At 56.4% G+C, this 18,423-nt stretch carries 17 protein-coding genes; 11 read left to right on the plus strand and 6 right to left on the minus strand.

Going from position 1 to position 18,423, the window contains the following annotated elements; genetic code table 11:
- From DK870_RS00875 to DK870_RS00890, 4 genes are all read left to right on the plus strand, one after another.
- A complete protein-coding gene (locus tag DK870_RS00875; RefSeq protein ID WP_161547673.1) occupies positions 1-2,910 on the plus strand; it encodes an aminotransferase in 2,910 nt (969 codons plus the stop codon).
- Positions 2,911-3,031: 121 nt separating this feature from the next.
- Complete coding sequence (gene aguA, locus DK870_RS00880; RefSeq protein WP_161547674.1) at positions 3,032-4,138, plus strand: agmatine deiminase; 1,107 nt, start codon at positions 3,032-3,034, stop codon at positions 4,136-4,138.
- 235 nt (positions 4,139-4,373) lie between these two features.
- Positions 4,374-4,586, plus strand: coding sequence for a hypothetical protein (locus DK870_RS00885; protein ID WP_161547675.1), 213 nt, complete (start codon positions 4,374-4,376; stop codon positions 4,584-4,586).
- A 302-nt stretch (positions 4,587-4,888) separates the two neighbouring features.
- Positions 4,889-6,175 carry an OprD family porin gene (locus tag DK870_RS00890; RefSeq protein ID WP_104995247.1) on the plus strand — a complete coding sequence of 429 codons (1,287 nt, stop codon included), beginning with the start codon at positions 4,889-4,891 and terminating at the stop codon, positions 6,173-6,175.
- Positions 6,176-6,248: 73 nt separating this feature from the next.
- Here the strand turns inward: DK870_RS00890 and DK870_RS00895 are convergent, their stop codons facing one another.
- The gene (locus DK870_RS00895) at positions 6,249-7,145 is read right to left on the minus strand and encodes an AraC family transcriptional regulator (protein ID WP_161547676.1); all 897 of its coding nucleotides are present in this window, start codon (positions 7,143-7,145) and stop codon (positions 6,249-6,251) included.
- A gap of 121 nt (positions 7,146-7,266) precedes the next feature.
- Here DK870_RS00895 and DK870_RS00900 point away from each other — a divergent pair, with 121 nt between their 5' ends.
- Positions 7,267-7,752, plus strand: coding sequence for a hypothetical protein (locus DK870_RS00900; RefSeq protein ID WP_161547677.1), 486 nt, complete (start codon positions 7,267-7,269; stop codon positions 7,750-7,752).
- Between the two features lie 164 nt (positions 7,753-7,916).
- Entirely contained in the window at positions 7,917-8,885 is a 969-nt protein-coding gene (locus DK870_RS00905) for a LysR family transcriptional regulator (protein WP_178126848.1), read from the plus strand.
- Between the two features lie 20 nt (positions 8,886-8,905).
- Here the strand turns inward: DK870_RS00905 and DK870_RS00910 are convergent, their stop codons facing one another.
- Entirely contained in the window at positions 8,906-9,367 is a 462-nt protein-coding gene (locus tag DK870_RS00910) for a RidA family protein (RefSeq protein WP_104995250.1), read from the minus strand.
- A 262-nt stretch (positions 9,368-9,629) separates the two neighbouring features.
- On the opposite strand from DK870_RS00910, the gene DK870_RS00915 reads away from it, so the two are divergent.
- From DK870_RS00915 to DK870_RS00925, 3 genes are all read left to right on the plus strand, one after another.
- A complete protein-coding gene (locus DK870_RS00915) occupies positions 9,630-10,316 on the plus strand; it encodes a hydrolase (RefSeq protein ID WP_161547678.1) in 687 nt (228 codons plus the stop codon).
- Between the two features lie 165 nt (positions 10,317-10,481).
- Entirely contained in the window at positions 10,482-10,883 is a 402-nt protein-coding gene (locus tag DK870_RS00920; protein ID WP_104996195.1) for a helix-turn-helix domain-containing protein, read from the plus strand.
- 41 nt (positions 10,884-10,924) lie between these two features.
- Complete coding sequence (locus DK870_RS00925) at positions 10,925-11,344, plus strand: organic hydroperoxide resistance protein (protein ID WP_161547679.1); 420 nt, start codon at positions 10,925-10,927, stop codon at positions 11,342-11,344.
- Positions 11,345-11,422: 78 nt separating this feature from the next.
- On the opposite strand, the gene DK870_RS00930 is transcribed toward DK870_RS00925, so the two are convergent.
- Both DK870_RS00930 and DK870_RS00935 read right to left on the minus strand, forming a co-directional pair.
- Positions 11,423-12,331 (minus strand): LysR family transcriptional regulator, encoded by a 909-nt coding sequence (locus DK870_RS00930; RefSeq protein ID WP_161547680.1) that lies wholly within the window; start codon positions 12,329-12,331, stop codon positions 11,423-11,425.
- A gap of 151 nt (positions 12,332-12,482) precedes the next feature.
- Positions 12,483-13,256, minus strand: coding sequence for an SDR family oxidoreductase (locus DK870_RS00935; RefSeq protein WP_161547681.1), 774 nt, complete (start codon positions 13,254-13,256; stop codon positions 12,483-12,485).
- Between the two features lie 836 nt (positions 13,257-14,092).
- Between DK870_RS00935 and DK870_RS00940 the strand changes: the two genes are divergently transcribed.
- Both DK870_RS00940 and DK870_RS00945 read left to right on the plus strand, forming a co-directional pair.
- A complete protein-coding gene (locus tag DK870_RS00940) occupies positions 14,093-15,391 on the plus strand; it encodes a hypothetical protein (protein WP_161547682.1) in 1,299 nt (432 codons plus the stop codon).
- A gap of 3 nt (positions 15,392-15,394) precedes the next feature.
- Complete coding sequence (locus tag DK870_RS00945; RefSeq protein WP_143497503.1) at positions 15,395-15,979, plus strand: hypothetical protein; 585 nt, start codon at positions 15,395-15,397, stop codon at positions 15,977-15,979.
- Between the two features lie 81 nt (positions 15,980-16,060).
- Here the strand turns inward: DK870_RS00945 and DK870_RS00950 are convergent, their stop codons facing one another.
- Positions 16,061-16,336, minus strand: a complete 276-nt coding sequence (locus tag DK870_RS00950) for a hypothetical protein (RefSeq protein WP_038998267.1) — start codon at positions 16,334-16,336, stop codon at positions 16,061-16,063.
- Positions 16,333-17,313, minus strand: a complete 981-nt coding sequence (locus tag DK870_RS00955; protein WP_065946693.1) for an integrase domain-containing protein — start codon at positions 17,311-17,313, stop codon at positions 16,333-16,335. The genes DK870_RS00950 and DK870_RS00955 overlap by 4 nt, the downstream gene beginning before the upstream one ends.
- Between the last annotated feature and the right edge of the window lie 1,110 nt (positions 17,314-18,423).

Here is an 18,423-nt window from a genome sequence, read left to right on the forward strand (position 1 = left end):
ATGTTGCTTGCCACATTGATCCATCGTGCCAGTTTGCCTTGCCCACAAGTGAGCCCTGACCAAGCGGCGCAATTACTCAAGCAGCATTATGGCCTTGATGGTTCCTTGCAGTCATTGGGTAGCCAACAAGACGTCAACTACAAGATCGACAGCGAGCGAGGCCGGTTTGTTCTGAAAATCAGCCGGGGCGATTACGCCGCCATTGAATTACAGGCCCAGCATGCCGCCCTCAAGGACCTGCAGGGACGCGAGCACCTACGTGTACCGAAGGTCATCCAGAGCCTCAAGGGCGACGAGCTGCTGACGGTAAGCCTCGATGACCAAACCCTGCATCTGCGGCTGTTGGAGTATATCGACGGCCGGCCCCTGACCGATTTGCCGCACCTGAGCCGCGAAGTGATCCAAGGCTTCGGAGCGCTGTGCGGGCGGATGAGCCAGGCCCTGGCGGGCTTCGAACACCCGGGCCTGGAGCGTACCCTGCAGTGGGACCCGCGCCATGCACAGGAACTGATCACCCATTTGTTGACGACTCTGCAGGATCTGCCTCAGCGCGCCGCCCTGGCACAGGTGGCCCGGCAGGTCGAAGCGTACGTGAAGCCTCTGGCGCAACGGTTGCCATGGCAGGCGGTGCATATGGACATCACTGACGACAATGTCGTGTGGCAGCGCGACGCCCAGCGGCATTGGCAATGCCAGGGCGTGATTGATTTCGGTGATCTGGTGCACACCTGGCGCATTGCCGACCTGTCAGTCACCTGCGCGGCGCTGCTGCACCATGCCGAAGGGGATCCGTTTGCCATTTTGCCGGCGATCCAGGCGTGCCACGCAGTCACGCCGTTGCAACGCGAAGAGCTGCAAGTGCTATGGCCGTTGATCGTCGCCCGTGCGGCGGTGCTGGTGCTGAGCAGCGAACAGCAGCAACGCCTGGACCCGGACAATGCTTACCTGTTGAAAAACGCCGAGCACGAGTGGGAAATCTTCCATGTGGCGACATCGGTACCGTTCGAGTTGATGGAGGCCGCGATCTTCAGTTGCCTCGGTGACACGTTGCCGACGATTGCCGAGCAGGACTTTGCCCCTTTGCTGCCTGGCCTGGTAGGACGTGAGTTTGCGTTGATCGACCTGGGTGTACTCAGCCCGCATTTCGAGGCCGGCAACTGGGAAGTGCCGGGTATCGACCACCGGCTGCTGGATGAGGCGGCGGCGGTGCATGGGCTGGCGGCCAGCCGATATGGGCAGTATCGGTTGTCGCGCACGCGCCCCGACAGCGCCGCCGAGCCGGAAACCTTTGCCCTGCATGTGGAGCTGCATCTTCCCCATGGCAGTGTCGTACAAGCGCCTTTTGCCGGGACATTGCACGCGGGCGCCGACGGTTTAGTGTGTTTGCAGGGTACGCCATTGAGCCTGCGCTTATGGGGCGTGAAGACGCAGTTGACGCCTGGCTCGGCACTGGTCAAAGGGCAGGTCCTGGGGCAAGTGCAGGCGCCGCTCACGGTCCAGTTGTGCCGGGCGGAGCTTGAGCCGCCGTTGTTCTGCACGCCCTCCAGGGCGCCGGCCTGGCAGGCGCTTTGCCCCTCACCCGCAACACTGTTGGGCCTGGCCTGTGATGCCGAGCCGGAACTGGACCCCGAAGCCCTGCTGGCGCGACGTGACGCCAGTTTCGCGCGTTCGCAGAAGCACTATTACGTCGATCCGCCGCGTATCGAGCGGGGTTGGCGCAACCACCTGATCGATATGCAGGGCCGTTCCTACCTGGACATGCTCAACAACGTGGCGGTGCTGGGCCATGGTCACCCGCGTATGGCCGCAGTGGCGGCGCGGCAATGGTCGTTGCTCAATACCAACTCGCGCTTTCACTACGCGGCGATTGCCGAGTTCTCCGAACGTTTGCTGGCGCTGGCGCCGGATGGCATGGACCGGGTATTCCTGGTCAATAGCGGCACCGAGGCCAACGATCTGGCGATCCGCCTGGCATGGGCCTACAGCGGCGGGCGCGACATGCTCAGCGTGCTGGAGGCGTACCACGGTTGGTCGGTGGCGGCGGATGCGGTGTCCACTTCGATTGCCGACAACCCCCAGGCATTGAGCAGCCGCCCGGATTGGGTGCACCCGGTGACCGCACCGAATACCTATCGAGGTGAGTTCCGCGGGCCGGACAGCGCGCCGGATTACGTACGAAGCGTGGAGCATAACCTGGCGAAAATCGCCGCGAGCAAACGCCAGTTGGCGGGCTTCATCTGCGAGCCGGTGTACGGCAATGCCGGTGGAATTTCCCTGCCGCCGGGCTATTTGCAGCAGGTATATAGCCTGGTACGTGCCCAGGGCGGTGTGTGTATCGCCGATGAGGTGCAAGTGGGCTACGGCCGCATGGGGCATTTTTTCTGGGGCTTTGAGGAGCAGGGCGTGGTGCCGGACATCATCACTATGGCCAAAGGCATGGGCAACGGCCAGCCGCTGGGTGCGGTAATCACCCGACGGGAGATCGCCGAGGCGCTGGAGGCCGAGGGCTATTTCTTCTCGTCGGCAGGGGGGAGCCCGGTCAGTTGCCGTATCGGCATGGCGGTACTGGATGTGATGGAGGAAGAAAAGCTGTGGGAAAACGCCCAGGTAGTGGGAGGGCATTTCAAGGCTCGCCTGGAGGCACTGATCGACCGTCACCCATTGGTAGGGGCTGTTCACGGCTCTGGGTTCTATCTGGGATTGGAGCTGGTTCGTGATCGGCATACCTTGGAGCCCGCCACTTTCGAGACCGCGCTGTTGTGCGATCGTCTGCGCGAGCTGGGCATCTTCATGCAGCCGACCGGCGACTATCTCAACATCTTGAAGATCAAGCCGCCGATGGTCACGTCCAGGCGCAGCGTGGATTTCTTCGTCGACATGCTGTCGAAGGTGCTGGATGAGCAATTGTAAGTAGCCGATTTTTATCGGCCAATTTATGTAATGTCTTCCTTGTATGATCTTTTATTGCTTTTAAAGTCGATTTTTATCCGCTATAAAGTCGGCCATTCCCCCATTCGGAGTCCTGAACGCCATGACCACCCTGCACAGCACACCTCGCGCCGATGGCTTCTATATGCCCGCCGAATGGGCGCCACAGACCCAAACCTGGATGATCTGGCCCGAGCGCCCGGACAACTGGCGCCTGGGCGGCAAACCGGCGCAGGCGGCTCATGTGGCGGTGGCCAAGGCGATTGCGCGTTTTGAGCCGGTGACGGTTGTTGTTTCCGCCGGCCAGTACGAAAACGCCCGCGCACGTTTGGATGTGCCCAATATCCGTGTCGTGGAAATGTCCAGCGACGACGCCTGGGTGCGAGACACCGGCCCGACTTTTGTCATCAACAACAGCGGTGAGGTGCGTGGGGTTAACTGGGACTTCAACGCCTGGGGCGGTTTTGACGGGGGGTTGTATGCGCCGTGGAACCGTGACTCGCAGGTGGGCGGCAAGATCCTGGAGATCGAGCGCGCACCGCGTTACCGCACCGAAGGGTTCGTGCTGGAAGGCGGTTCCATCCATGTCGACGGCGAAGGCACGCTGATCACCACCGAAGAATGCCTGCTGAACCGTAATCGCAACCCGCATCTGGACCGCGCGGCCATCGAGTCCGTGCTGAGCGTCAATCTGGCTGTGGATAAGATTATCTGGCTGCCGGACGGTCTGTTCAACGACGAAACCGACGGCCATGTGGATAACTTCTGCTGCTACGTACGCCCAGGCGAAGTGCTGCTGGCCTGGACCGACGACCCGCAAGACCCGAACTATGCGCGCTGCCACGCGGCCATGGATGTGCTGCAAAGTAGCACTGACGCACAGGGACGCTCGTTCATCGTGCACAAAATGCCGATCCCGGGGCCGCTGTTCGCCACCGAGGAAGAGTGCGCAGGCGTGGACCCGGTGGATGGCAGCCAGGAGCGTAACCCGAGCGTTCGGTTGGCCGGTTCCTATGTCAACTTCCTGATCGTCAACGGCGGCATCATCGCGCCGAGCTTTGACGATCCGATGGACGGCCAGGCCAGGACCATCCTGCAGCACCTGTTCCCGCAGCACGAAGTGGTGATGGTGCCGGGCCGTGAACTGTTACTGGGTGGCGGTAATATCCATTGCCTGACCCAACAACAGCCCGCCCCGCACAAAAACTGAGTGCAGTTGTAACAGCGCTGGCATCAGCGCTGCGCGCTACCTCTTTAGAGCGCCCATAGCAAGCCCGCGGCCCAGCAAGGTCGCGGGCTTTTTTATGCTCTAAAGCCTGCAAATACGGGACATTGGCATAGCTCTTGTATCGGTGTTGTCACCATGATCAAGGTTTGATGACCGCGCAGTTCTGTCACAAACCTTGAGTAAGTTAGCCGCTCACGCAGTAGGAGAGAGCGCTGAAATGAATGCCGATATCAACCTGATCTACACGCGCCCGTTCCACCCGACGCGGGTCAACGGTGATGCGATCCACGCATTGGCGCTGTGGTTGAAGGCAAATGGTCCGCGACCAGCCAGGCGGGCAGACCTGCGCAGTGTGGTGATGCAGCGCTATCCGGTGGGGTTGTTCAGTGACGATGAAGTGCAAGCATTGTGTGATTTATTGAAGAACTGAAGAGCGCCACGCGCAGTTGCCGGTTTGTGCATACCTGTCCACAGTGGGCGCAGTAGGACGCTGCTTAGAATTATTTCGCCTAAATACAGACGATTCACGAAATTGACACATAGTTCAACGGGCGCATAGGATTGCGCCCAACGCCTGTGGCTAACCGCCATGACTTACTCCAATAAAAAAAGGCCCGCGGCAGTTCAGTCGTCCGCGGGCCTTCTTTTTTCCGGAAAAAGCCGACACCAGAAAAGCGACACGGAGCCTGGTGTCACAGCGCGTACTCAACCAGTAATAAGGAATATAAGAATATGTTGAAGCAACGGATGAGTTTGATCGCTCTGGGGATTTTGAGCGCATCGACAGCCATGGCAAACGACCAGGAGCAATCCAAGGGTTTTGTTGACGACAGCCACCTGAACATTGCTGCCCGTAACGCCTACATCAGCCGCGACTACAAAAACGGCAAGCAAGACAAAGCCGAATGGGGCCAGGGTTTCATCGGCAAGTTCGAGTCCGGTTTCACCCAAGGCACAGTCGGTGTGGGTGTGGACGTGATCGGCCAGTACGCCATTCGCCTGGATGGTGGCAAAGGCCGTAGCGGCGCTGGTGGTATCGACTTCTTCAAACAAGGCGACAGCGGCGAAGCCGCCAACGACCTGGCCAAGGGTGGCGCAGCCGTCAAGGCGCGCATCTCCAATACCGTGATCAAATACGGTCAGCAGATGCCAGCCGTACCGGTCCTGCAGTACGACAACTCCCGCCTGTTGTCGGAAACCTATGAAGGCACCTCGATCGTCTCCAAAGAGATCGCCGGCCTGCAACTGGACGCCGGTCACTTCACCAAGGAAGCTCGCAAGAGCGCCGAAGGCAGCGACAGCGGCCGCCTGAAAAGCATCGACTACATCGGTGGTAGCTACAAATTCACCGAAAGCCTGTCGGCTGCACTGTATGCCTCCAACATGCAGGACGTGCTGAAGAAGCAATACGTCAACGTCAACTACGTGCTGGCCCTGCCAGAGAAACAGTCCCTGACGTTTGACTTCAACGGCTACAAAACCAAGCTGGACCGCAGCTTCGCCCTGGAAAACCAAGGTGATGCGGACGCTCGCGACAACAAGATCTGGAGCCTGGGCGCTACCTGGGCGGTCGGCCCGCACAGCTTCACCGTCGCTCACCAGCGCAGCACCGGCGACACCGGCTACCTGTACGGCGGCTACCGCAACGCCGGCGGCATCGGCGACGGTGGCAACACCATCCTGCTGGCCAACTCCTACTGGTCTGACTTCAACGGCAAGGACGAGCGTTCCTGGCAGGTTGGCTACGGCATCGACTTCGCCACCTTCGGCGTACCGGGCCTGACCTACAACGTTGCCTACGTTCGCGGTACCAACATCGACGACGGTAGCAACCGTGGCGACGGCACCGAGCGTGAAATCTGGAACCAGTTCAAGTACGTCGTACAGAGCGGCCCAGCCAAAGACCTGAGCCTGCGTGCGCGTGCGTCCTGGTTGCGCGTCTCCAACAACGCCAGCAACTACAACGTAGGCGGTAACGAAATCCGTCTGTTCGCCGACTACCCGATCAACGTTTTCTGATTGATCGCAAGTCGCGCCTGATCCCAGGCGATAAAAACCCCGACTGGTTCGGGGTTTTTTTATGTGCAGGCGATCACTTATCGGGTGCGTGTCGGGCGTGGTCATCCCGAGGCGAACGCCCGAAAAAAGCCTTATAGGCCCGGCTGAACGCTGCCTCGGACTCATAGCCCACCGCAAACCCAACCTCGCCGATGCGACCTCCCTGCCGGGAAAGCATGGTTTTTGCCAAGGTCAGCCGCCACTCATTCTGATAGCGCAACGGTGAGCGCCCGACCAACGTACTGAACCGCTCGCAGAAATTGGAACGCGACATGCCGGCAACTTCCGCCAGCGCATCAATGCGCCACTGCTGGCCGGGCGTTGCGTGGATAGCCCGCAGCGCCCGGGCGATACGCGCATCCGATAACCCGCCGAGCCATCCCGACGCACCACCCTGTTGAACCCAGGTGCGCAGGATGCGAATCACCACCAGATCGATCAGGCGCGAAATCATCAACGCACCGCCGGGCTGCGTGTCATGGGCTTCGAGCAACATGAAATGCAGAATACCTTCGGCCCAGGCCGCCGCTTCGGTCTGTCGGATGTGGATCAACTGCGGCAGGGCAAACAGCATCGCCTGGAAACTGCTCGCATCGAACCAGAATCGGCAGACCACCACCGTGGCCGGCCCACTGCATGCCGTAATCCTGCTACCTGTGGGGTCGTGAGGGAGTAGCAGCACATCGCCCTGTTCCAGCATCACCGGTGGTTGACCACCACTCTCCAGTTGCAACCCGCCTTGCTGGACTACGCAGATATGCGCGCTCTTTTCATCAAGCTTGAGCGGCTGCCCGATGGTCAGCTCAGAGGCATAAACGCGGTCGCCCGTCAGACGAATCTGCGCCAGTACCTGAGACAAAAGGTCGCCCTTGGCCAGGCCCTCCAACTGCATTTCCGGATGAATGATCAAATGTTCGAGGGGATTGGTCATGTCTGCACGGCCATGCCTTTAATAAGCTGATTACCGGATCATAACGCGCTGAGGCGATCTGGATGAGCGTTTCCAGCGCAGGTCGTTTATGCACATCTTCCAATCACACGGGAAACGCAAAATGTTCGGAATCTCCACCCTCGGCTGGATCCACACCCTCGGCAGCCTGCCCGCCATTCCACTGGCGGCCTACATGTTCATCCGCTCCGGGCGCATCGTTCCCCGCTCAACACCGGGCAGGTTCTATCTGGCCTCGATGCTGATCGGTGCTTTCAGCGTGTTCCTGGTCGCCAAACAACCGGTCAGCAACCTCATTGGCGTCATCACGATTGCCTTGCTCGTGGCCGGTTATGGCGTTGCGCACCTGGCCTGGCTGGGCCGTGCGCGGATTTATCTGGAAACCATCTTCCTGAGCCTGACGGCGTTTTTCCTGATGGTGCCGACGGTGTCCGAGACATTGCGTCGGGTGCCTGATGGTCATCCTTTTGTTACCGATTTGAAATCGCCGGTGCTGATCGGTGCGCAAGCGGGGATAGCGCTGTTGCTTGTTATTGGCGTTACTGTGCAGATGATCTACTTGCGTAGGAGAGGGGGGCGGGTTGCTTGATTGTCTGCCGAGTATGAGTCGTGTGTGGGGGGGTTGGGCCTTGCGCAGAAAATAGGCAGGAATCCACCGGAAGCAGCCGTTTTCAACCAGTCGACGGAACAATATGGCTGCTTCACCCAACCCCTTCTCGTATCATCAGCGCCTTCGCATCTGGAACGAACTGTGTGAAATCGCTAACTGGAAAAACTCCGGCTGCCCCTGATGGGACGAAGTGGGACGTAGGCGAGGCTGTCAATCAGCTCTCGTGGGACGACTTGCGCATCATCAAGACGCTCAGTGATTGCGGCAATCGTTCGGCTACGGCCAAGAAGCTTGGCATCAACGTATCCACCGTTTCGCGCCGAGTTGCTCAAGTTGAGCGAACGCTCGGCATCGCGTTGTTCGACCACCGCAAATCCGGGTATCTGCTCACCGCCGAGGGCGCTGAATTGCGAGCACTTGCCGAGCGAGTGGAGTTGGATATCGTCAGCGTCACGCGGCGTGTTTCACGTTCAGGCCAGGGCCCTCTCGGCAAACTTCGAATTACCACCAGCGACTCGCTGCTGCTGTACTTCTTCACCCCCATCATCGCGGATTTCAAAGCCCTGAACGAGGGCATCACCATCGAGGTGCTGGTGGGCAATGAAACCCTCAGCCTCGCACGGGATGAATCGGATATCGCGATTCGAGCGACCAGAAAACCTGCGGAAAGCCTGGTGGGACGCAAGCTGGCGAATATTGCCTGGGCACCTTACTGCTGCGCCAAACAGGTGACTGCCGCGCCCCTTTTCGAAGAGGGCCAGGCATGGGTGTCATACTCAGCAGCGCTCTTCGGTTTGAAGGCGACAAGCTATGTCGAAAACCGAGTCGCTGTTGAGCGCATCGCGTACCGCACCGATTCAGTTGCAGCAGCAAGCGCTGCAATTGCGGCGGGTCTGGGGTTTGGATTCCTTCCCTGCATGTTGGGCGACATAACCCCAGGGTTGGTACGCGCCGGCCCGGTGGTGCCAGAGCTTCAGGATGAGTTGTGGTTGCTGACTCACCAGGACATTCGAAAATCGTGGCGAGTCAAAGCATTCATGACCTTCTGCGCCGCTGCCGTGGCCAGTCAAAAACCCTTGGTCGAGGGGCAGTTGATACTCCCGGTCGTCTAGATCGAAACCGGGAGTGCAGCTCAGATGTCTCGGGCGCCAATCACGGCCTTGCACACGATCTCAATCAACTGCTGGCGCTGGGCAAGTCTCGACACCCCAATGATATTGCTCGCGCACTGCGGCCGCTCAGTGCCATAGGCCGCCTTGCGCACTTTGCCGACCACGGCAAACGCAGCGTCCATATCCAGCACATAAAGGGTTTCCTCGACAACATCTTGCAGAGTGGCGCCATACAAGGCGAGCAGCTTCGAAATGTTGTCATAAGAGACCCGCATCTGCTCTCCCATCGAAGAGAAATCACTGGGCTTGCCGTCGGCGTTCAGCGGTGCAGGGGCTACCAGATTACCTTCCTCATCATGGTTGAATTGACCTGATACGTAGATCTCGTTTCCTACCCGCCGTGCCTGCGGATAGCCATATGCCTCCTCCCAGGAAACGCCCCAGTAGGCGGTCTGCTTGTTGAACGGTTGTGACGCTGCCATTGCATTCTCCTGCACATGACGGATCGGTTTGATCCGAATGGGTGGGCGAATGCTAACAGCGCGATCGCGTAGATGATGGCGCATAAATGAGCCAATACAGGCGCAAAAGTGCGCCACCAAGAAGTGTCTTGATTGGTTATCTTTTGCTCGTCCTCAAGCCATGACGCTGAGGAGTGCGCTCATGGCTACGGTGATGCCTGCAAGGTGCCGGACCCGAGACGTGTGCGATAGAACTTCATCCAAGCCGAAAGGAAAACAAAAAATGAGCAATCCTAAAACTGAAGTCCTGACTCCGCTGAACAGCCAACTGATCTTCATCGATCAGCAGCCCCAGATGGCTTTCGGCGTTCAGAGCATTGACCGGCAAACGCTGAAAAACAATAGCGTTGCCTTGGCCAAGGCCGCGAAGATTTTTAATGTCCCCACCACCTTCACCACGGTTGAGACAGAAAGCTTCTCAGGTCACACCTACCCTGAGCTACTCGCTGTATTCCCGGACGCCCCGCTGCTGGAGCGCACCTCCATGAATTCCTGGGATGATCAGAAAGTACGCGACGCCCTCAAGCGAAATGGTCGCAACAAGATCATCGTCTCCGGCTTGTGGACCGAGGTATGCAACACCACCTTCGCCCTGTCGGCAATGAACGATGCCGGCTATGAAATCTATATGGTTGCAGACGCCTCCGGCGGCACCACCAAAGAAGCCCACGATTACGCCATGCAGCGCATGGTCCAGGCCGGCGTGGTACCGGTAACCTGGCAGCAGGTGCTGCTGGAATGGCAGCGGGACTGGAAGAACCGCGACACCTACGACGCCGTAATGGAACTGGTCAAGGAACATTCTGGCGCCTATGGCATGGGCGTCGACTACGCCTACACCATGGTGCACAAGGCGCCTGAGCGCGTTCAGCACGGCCCTACTTTGGCGCCTGTCGCTGCATCTGTCTGAGCCATCGCCAGCCCCTGCCCCGGGGGCTGTTCACAGACTTGCGAAGGGTGCGCAGTCGACTGAACCGAGTCAAACGAGCCTGGCCTGGAACCTCTGGGGGTTTCCAGTGCCCAGTGCTGTTCGAGTCAGGCGCTTGCACCCGGTTACCCGGATTAATAGATGTGTATGAACATGGACAAATCTACCGTGCTTGCGACTCTCACACTGGCTTCGACAGAACCGCTCAAATCCTGGCAGATCAGCACTGCCAAACAACTGATGCTGGGCAGACTGGATACCGGCATTTCAGTGACTGAACTCGCTGAAGCCTGCGCATTGTCGCGCAGTCACTTCACCCGCATGTTCAAGGAAAGCACCCGGATGCCCCCGCAGCGATGGCTGCGTGAACAGCGGGTCATGAAGAGCAGAGAGTTATTGAAGACTTCCACGATGTTGCTCACAGAGATCGCGCTGGAATGCGGCTTCAGCGATCAATCTCACTTCTGCCGTACCTTCGTGAAAACCGTAGGCATGACACCGACGGCTTGGCAGCGACAGGCAGTCTGCCCGACTCCGGTCGTGGCTTGAGACGGTAAGGCACCCGAAGACATTCAAAAGTGAGGAAAACCATGAAAATTCTCTACACCGCAGTCGCCACCGCAACCGGTGGTCGTGATGGCCGGGCCATCTCCAGCGACAACAACCTTGACGTGAAACTGGCCACTCCGAATGAGTTGGGTGGCGCCGGTGGTGAGGCCACCAACCCTGAGCAACTGTTCGCCGCCGGTTACTCGGCCTGCTTCATCAGTGCACTGAAATTCGTCGCCGGCCAGAGCAAACGCAGCATTCCGGTCGACGCCACGATCACGGCGCAGGTTGGCATTGGCCAGATCCCAGGCGGCTTTGGCCTGGATATCGACCTGAACATCAACCTGCCGGGCCTGGAGCAAGCCGATGCACACGCGTTGGTGGAGGCGGCCCATCAAGTGTGCCCGTATTCCAACGCCACCCGTGGCAACGTCGATGTGCGTTTGCACGTCACCGTCTAAATTTCCGAGATCTACGCCTCGCCGCTGCGCGCTACCACTGAGCAGTTGAAAGGCCTGCCAGCTGGCTTTCAAATAGCGTTACCTACTTTGCAGGTACGGCGCCATCAAGCTGGCAAACCACTCGATGAAGGCACTGAGGCGGCGAGAGCGTTGGCGACGATCCGGATACAGTACAGACACGGTCATCGACGGCGGCCGGTAAGCTGCCAGCACTTCCACCAACTCGCCGCTATCGAGTAGATGCTGCACATCGAACAACGGCACCTGAATCAAACCGAGGCCTGTGCGGCATGCGGTGATATAGCTTTCCGCACTATTGACCACCAAGCGACAGGGCAGTGGCAACGAATGCCGGACGCCGTCGAGACAGTATTCCCACTGAACCTCCTGCCCGCTCGATCCCGCCACATAGCCGACGCATACGTGCCGCTCCTGCAACTCGGCAAGGTCGGTGGGTACGCCAAACTCGCTCAGGTAAGCGGGACTGGCACAGTTGATCGTCAACACCTGCCCTAACGGTTTCACTACCAGGCTGCTGATCTGCGGCGTGCCGAAACGAATCACACAATCGACGCCCTCCTGCACCAGGTCTATCGAGCGGTCGGTGGAACCCAGGCCCAGTTCCAGGTGCGGGTAACGCTGGAGAAAATCGGGCAGCGCAGGAATGAGCAGGCGCCGGGCGATACGACTGGGCACATCGACCTCCAGGCGCCCCATCACCTGCTCTTGATGGGTGTGGAACAGTTGGTCGATCTCATCGATCTCGACTAATACCTGGCGTGCGCGCTGCAGTAACTGGCTGCCATCGGTGGTCAACGACACCTTACGCGTGGTGCGGTGCAGCAAGCGCGTTCCGGTATTGGCTTCCAATTGTTGAATCGCCGCCGATACCGTGGCACGCGGCAGTTTCAGCAGGCGTGCGGCCTGGATGAAGCTGCCGAGCTCAGCCACCTGAACGAAAATTTGGTACTGGTCGATGCGGTCCATGGGTTATCAGTGCTCGACGACGGCGTTAGCCTGTTTCGCTCGAACCGGCGGGTGATGTGCAGACTGATCGACGCTCATAGCAACCCCACGGCCTGGTTTGTCGGGAAAAGTGTCAACGCCGCATTACGGGGTTGCAATCGCTTTTCGCCCGTTACTTGGTGGTATACCCGCCGTTGATCAAAATCGTCTGGCCCGTCACCCACCAGCCATCACTTACCAGGTTGCGAATGAACGGGACCACATCCTCGATATCAGTCAGGCCCGTGCGTGAGAACGGCGAAAGCGCCGCGGCGGTCTTATGATAGTTCACCGCATCCTGACCTTCGGCCGGATAAAAAAACGGTGTATCCATCGGGCCCGGGCCCACTGCCGTCACCGAAATACCACGCGCGCCGAGTTCTTTTGCAGCCGCTCGGGTGAACTGCTCCACCGGCGCTTTACTGCCGGCATACGCCGCGTAGAACGGCGTGAACGCGCCGAGCAGCGAGGTGACGATGGTGCAGATCTTGCCGTTGTCGTTGAGGTGCTTGCCGGCTTCCTTGAGAAAGAAAAACGCGGTTTTAGAGTTAACCGCCATCATCTCGTCGTACTCAGCTTCAGTGATCTCAGCTATGGGTTTCTTCAACACCTTGCCCACGGTGTTGATCGCAATATCCGGACGCCCGACTGCAGCCACGGCATCGCTGAACAGCTTTTCCACGGCCCCGGCTGTGGTCAGGTCTGCCTGCAACACCACCGCCTGAGTTCCCAGCGCCTCGAGAGCCGCCGCAGTGGCGTTGGCATCGCCCTGGCTGGAGGCGCTGTTGTAATGCACCACTACCGCCTTGGCACCCTGCAGGGCGAGATCGCGGGCGAGCAAACCGCCGAGATTTTTCACACCGCCGGCGATCAGTACGACCTTGCCATTGACTGAATGTTTGGACATGACAATGCTCCTTGGGCTGGGAAAGGTACGACCCAGTCTAGAGAGGCAGGGGGCAAAGATAAGCACGCTGATGCTGGATGCACTGTTCAGTGTTTTCGGCCAATAAGCGTGAAGTTACTTAGTTTGTGTTGGTGTATTGGCTGGAAGATTGTCAGTGGGTTGACGGAAAAATGGACGTTCCAGAAACAACAAAGCCCTCGCATTTCTGCGAGGGCTTCGTTTTGTATGGTGCGGCACCAGGAGTCGAAAAACTGCATAACTATATGACATATAATTATTTTATTTTTAGGGGTACCTTGTTCTATCTCAAAAACTATTCTCAGGCACTTCCCTCATAGTTCGCAGGAGCAAGAAAACACCACACCAGGATCGTAAAAAACGCCTTACCCTCGATGTATTGCAGCGTCTTGTGCTCGGCATCAGCCAGCATTCGCAGCGCTGCATTTCCACGCCGCCGCTATATCCAACTTCAGGCTTAAGCATAAGCGCTATGCCCAAGAGAGCCTCTCGAACACCGGTATTGCGGTCCATCACCAACGCTTGCCTATCGAATTGCCAATGGAATATGTATTTCAGCACTTATATAATTATCGCTTATATCTAGTTTGGGAGTTTTTTATAAGACTGGTTTTGGCATTGAGTTCATATTGCAATGCATCGGGATGTTCGATTGTATACTATCTAGTACAAAATCTTGGTCGCCAGCGCACAGTGAAATTTTTAGGCATTGAATTCGTCGTTAAGGGTGGGGTAGATTTTCAGGGATTTGTGTTGCATTTTTTATTGTATGAAAATTATACTGCGCCATCATTGTGATATTGCAGAGGGAATTGACGGTGCTGCCGAAAGTCTTTGTGTACCCTGAAGGACAGCGCATATGGTTGGTTAGGGCTTCCGGCGGAAAGCATTTTCAGAATTTCCTGAAGCATGGCGTTGTTGCAATAGCTCATATCGACAAGCTGATCAAAAAACATGCGCTTAAAGAGATTCCTTCGAGGGAGGTTTTGCGCGGGTATCTCGAAGCCGAGTCTGATAATTTTTTTGACTCCCAATTAGCAGCGCTAAAGAAGCTCGATGATACGAGTCCTGATCTTGAGCCGGATGTTGAGCTGGCCGAGGAAGAGTACTTCGAAAGTAAAATGTCTCTAGCCAATCGCGAAGCGCAAGTTAATAAATTTGCGCAAGAAATGCGCGTAGGCGATCTGGTTGTAACTCTATGTAAGAGTCATATAGCTATTGGTCAGTTCACGTCGGAGTCTTATATCGACGAAACTGTACTGAAAAATACAATATATCGAGGTGCGAAAGAGTCAAAGGTTGAGTATTTGGACTCTAAGTTGCGTAGAAATGTGGCTTGGGGGAAACCAATTTCGCGTGAGCTTCTTAGCGCCGGTCTGAAGAAGCCTCTTTTAGCCAGAAATACAGTATCTAGTTTGGATGAGTATTGGGATAAAATTTATTCCTTGATTTATCCTGTTTTTGTGCGTCACGACGTTGTTTATTTTTCAAATCGCGTTGCAAGAAGTGGCCCCGTCGGCACTCGTAATATGTGTAGGTTGCTTGACTTTGTAGTTTGCACGCAGCTGGCTACCGACGCTCTATTAAAACCCACGTTGCCAGGATTTGACTTGGCAAAACTGCTAGAGGAAAGCTTGCTTGGGGCTGACTTCCAAGAGAGGTTAACCTCTCAAGCTGAAGTAATGTCGCCAGGGTATTTTCACCACGCGGTTAGGGTGTTGAATGGTGTAAGGCCTGAAGTCTATGCTCGGATTTTAGCTGCTTTGCTAGCTTTTGGATTGACTGGATGTCAAGGCGGGTCCGACGCGCTGAATAGTCTTTCTGAAGAAATAGTTTCGACTCTTCAACAAGAAGATATGTCCCAGGAGCGAACAACAAAACCTGCTAACAGGGATAAAATGGATAAAATGCTTGAGGAGTATAAGCAGATCATGGACAAGAAAGGAGTTTCAAGTTTGACCTCTAGCCTTGATCTAAAATTAGCTAATGTTGATAGCGCATTACCATCTATCTCGTTTTCGCCTCAGATAAATATCCAAGGGTCAGCAGAATCATCCCCGCAGCTCAAGGACCAGCTTGGCGGAGCGGGTGAACAATTTCGCCTAGACTTGAAATAGGTAATGCCAGTGAGAAATGGAATCTTAGAGTTTGTAGGTGGGGCATTCATCCTTACAGCAATTACATATGCTTCAGGAAGGGGCTATTTCAATGGCTACTTTCGAAGCATGAATGTTGATCCTGCGTTTGTTGATGTTGCTGTCGATCAAATTTTCTTTGAGGGCGGCAGAGAGATAATTAAGGTAATAAGTCCTGTTGTATATCCGCTTCTGTTTTTTGTTGTTCTCTATGTGTTATTAGCGCTTTTGGGGACTATGTATTTGAAGCGAGTTGCATCGGAACGATCTGAGAATTTGCTGCTGGCGTGCTCGCAGTTGAAGGGTGTGTTATTGCTGGTGTCCATCGTTTGGTTCTCAAATTATTTATTTAACTCGGCAATGAAAAGCGGTGGAGAGGTTGCTGCTTCCAATGGGTGCAATTTTGTGATTGTTCATGTGAACGATAAGGAGAGTCAGACGGGGTGCCTGATTTATAAGAGCGTGGACAATATTTGGGTGCGGTATAAAGTTGACGGTTTCGAGTATGTATCTGTGTTCCCTAGAGATAATTTTTATCGGGCGGACATGAAGGTGCGAACTGGATTTTAATTCAATAGTCAGAATTTGTGGTTCTGTGGTGTTGTTTTAATCTTAGAGTTTTTATGGCGTTTATCAAAACCAGATCCTCGATCAGAGGATGAGTACCCATGGTTTCTCTAAACGACGAGCGAGCAATCGTATGGTCAGCAAATAGTAATACCGCGTCAGCTCGCTGCGCCGATTTAAGCGATGCTCAAGAAACCAAACCACATGCTTTCTCTGCCAAGCCCAAGGAGTCTGTCGCTGCCAGCGCTCAGAGATTTCAGCTTGGATGATTTTCGCCTGCCGCAAATGGCGTTGCCGCGTCGCGTGTGACCCGGTCAGCATCCCAGCCAAGAACAGTTCCATATCGAATGGCTTACTCATGTTCTCCCCCCAATGTAGGCAGCGGCCACGTCGAGTCGCCCGTGTCCAAGCTCATAGCTGATCTGCCTTCGAGCCTCACAATCAAGGCGTTTATCTATCTTGCAACATTCACCACCGTTGATAGGTGCGTAGTGCTCGGTGATTTGCTCATAGCGCTCACACGCGAACGCTGCCCTTAGCTCATGAAAGCCTTTGAGGTTATGTGCATGAAGAACGTCCCGGGCAGGGCGAACGACTTCCCGCAGAACGTTCAGGTAGCTTTCTTTCGGTGCAATCAGGTTGCGGCTACCTTCAGGCGATACCTGCTGCGCAAATCCAAGCGCGCCTCGAATGTGGTCATTCACCGTAATCCAACGTGGCGCCGATGCACCGGCGCGGCCACCTTTGGTACCGTCCTGAATGTTGACCCTGCCAAAGTCCTTGGCCTCAAGGCTTAGCCGTGGCAGGTCAGCCAAAATGGCCTCACGCAAACGCATGCCGGTGGCTCGCGCCAACTGTACAATCGCTGCGGCCCGCAACTGATCACGACTACAGAGCGCATCGATTATTTGCTTAACCTGTTCTCGATCTTGGCCTTGGGGCATCGAGTGACGCCCCCCTGTGCGCTGCATATCCAACGCCTTGCTCGGACTCGGCAATCTCACACATTGATCACCGCGAAGCGCCGCCATAGTCCTGTTAACGCTGGATAGCCGATTTTGCGCGGTGCTGATGGCTAGGTCACCGCGCCCAACCAGGTCGCGGAGATACGCCGCATAGTTGGCCAATACCTTCCGATCAACCTGCCGCGCATCATTGATACCGGGCCCCTGTTCGGATCGGCACCACTTCACAAATGCCTGCCACCGATCAGAATGCGCTTTGACTGTGCCGTAGTGGCCGCCGCCGAACATGTCTTTCAATGCCTGCGGTCCTGCGTAGCTCAATTGCCGGCCATAGCCAAAATTCCGCCCATCCCGTCTGCCTACCAATGCCATGATTAAACGCCTCTCGAAGCCAAACTTTTAAAACCATCCCCACGTCATCCCGCCAAGAATGCTGAGTGTTATCAGGGATCAAGGCCCCTGCGACCTGTGAGGGTTGTCCACTGACGCGGGACTGACGGCTCTTTACGACCGGGAGCTTGGGCACCTCATGACCTGGTCTCCTGAACACTCCCGAAGAAGTGGGCGGGTGGAGACTGCACTGGCTGACGAGACCGGCGCCGCGAGATCCTGAGTCGGGTGAAGGCAGTGAAGCGATGACCGGGGCGTGCCTGACTGTCAGTCAGGTGCAGTCCATTCCGTGGGCTGCGGCACCATCATCTGCATCGCTGTTGCTGGTGACTTTTCGGTGTTGGTCACGCCGATTGTCACGAGGGGAAATGCCGTAAAGCCTCCTACGAGTTGGGCTGCAGCAGCGGTAGGAGCGCCCGTCTCTTTCCAGGAGAAAGAGACGGGCGTAGGTTGGCGCAATGAAATGGCCAAGCGGATAGGTTGCTGCAGGGCAGCTATGAAAGGGTATGAGTTGCCGCAGTGGGCACGCTGGTAAAAGTAGGCATCCATCACATCGCTGTGACCGTGCGAGCCGCCGGACGCTAATCGCACTTTGGGAGAACCACCACCGTGTGGCGTAGCCTTAAAGGTTCTGGCTACCTGGGTTGCTGTCAACGACAGCGCTTTGCCCGATCTTTTCTACGCCTGTGGATAATTTGAGTCAAGGCTCGAATTTTCGGGAGTTCTGCGGCTGTGGATGAAATTATCCACCGGTGGAAATCTGTGGTTTTCCACAGACAGTTTGCATGCGCTTTAGATTTTTTAAGTGAGGTCCATCCAAGCAGGGCGGCTTTGCAGCCCTGTTTGGATGGACCCGCGAGGACAAGCGGATCATCTAGATTTCGAACGCTGCGTTATCCCGCCCCATCTGACCGACTGTTTGTATTTTCTCTATTCAGGGCTCGGCAGCGATGTGCGTTGCGGTTTACCGGCTGTCTGCCTAGACTCCGTGGCTAAATAACATCAGTCCATCAGCAATGTCTTGGGTTGAGTGGCGAGAGTAGTCAACGGGCGTAACCTCGTGTTCGACAGCTAATGTCGTGCATTAGACTG

It is taken from the genome of Pseudomonas sp. Q1, from assembly GCF_009935975.1.
Taxonomy (GTDB): domain Bacteria; phylum Pseudomonadota; class Gammaproteobacteria; order Pseudomonadales; family Pseudomonadaceae; genus Aquipseudomonas; species Aquipseudomonas palleroniana.

Excerpts from the sequence above, each read along its gene's own strand:
- DK870_RS00875 (WP_161547673.1), top strand. The coding sequence starts at position 1 with ATGTTGCTTGCCACATTGATCCATCGTGCCAGTTTGCCTTGCCCACAA.
- aguA (WP_161547674.1), top strand. The coding sequence starts at position 3,032 with ATGACCACCCTGCACAGCACACCTCGCGCCGATGGCTTCTATATGCCC.
- DK870_RS00885 (WP_161547675.1), top strand. The coding sequence starts at position 4,374 with ATGAATGCCGATATCAACCTGATCTACACGCGCCCGTTCCACCCGACG.
- DK870_RS00890 (WP_104995247.1), top strand. The coding sequence starts at position 4,889 with ATGTTGAAGCAACGGATGAGTTTGATCGCTCTGGGGATTTTGAGCGCA.
- DK870_RS00895 (WP_161547676.1), bottom strand. The coding sequence starts at position 7,145 with ATGACCAATCCCCTCGAACATTTGATCATTCATCCGGAAATGCAGTTG.
- DK870_RS00900 (WP_161547677.1), top strand. The coding sequence starts at position 7,267 with ATGTTCGGAATCTCCACCCTCGGCTGGATCCACACCCTCGGCAGCCTG.
- DK870_RS00910 (WP_104995250.1), bottom strand. The coding sequence starts at position 9,367 with ATGGCAGCGTCACAACCGTTCAACAAGCAGACCGCCTACTGGGGCGTT.
- DK870_RS00915 (WP_161547678.1), top strand. The coding sequence starts at position 9,630 with ATGAGCAATCCTAAAACTGAAGTCCTGACTCCGCTGAACAGCCAACTG.
- DK870_RS00920 (WP_104996195.1), top strand. The coding sequence starts at position 10,482 with ATGAACATGGACAAATCTACCGTGCTTGCGACTCTCACACTGGCTTCG.
- DK870_RS00925 (WP_161547679.1), top strand. The coding sequence starts at position 10,925 with ATGAAAATTCTCTACACCGCAGTCGCCACCGCAACCGGTGGTCGTGAT.
- DK870_RS00930 (WP_161547680.1), bottom strand. The coding sequence starts at position 12,331 with ATGGACCGCATCGACCAGTACCAAATTTTCGTTCAGGTGGCTGAGCTC.
- DK870_RS00935 (WP_161547681.1), bottom strand. The coding sequence starts at position 13,256 with ATGTCCAAACATTCAGTCAATGGCAAGGTCGTACTGATCGCCGGCGGT.
- DK870_RS00945 (WP_143497503.1), top strand. The coding sequence starts at position 15,395 with ATGCCAGTGAGAAATGGAATCTTAGAGTTTGTAGGTGGGGCATTCATC.
- DK870_RS00950 (WP_038998267.1), bottom strand. The coding sequence starts at position 16,336 with ATGAGTAAGCCATTCGATATGGAACTGTTCTTGGCTGGGATGCTGACC.
- DK870_RS00955 (WP_065946693.1), bottom strand. The coding sequence starts at position 17,313 with ATGGCATTGGTAGGCAGACGGGATGGGCGGAATTTTGGCTATGGCCGG.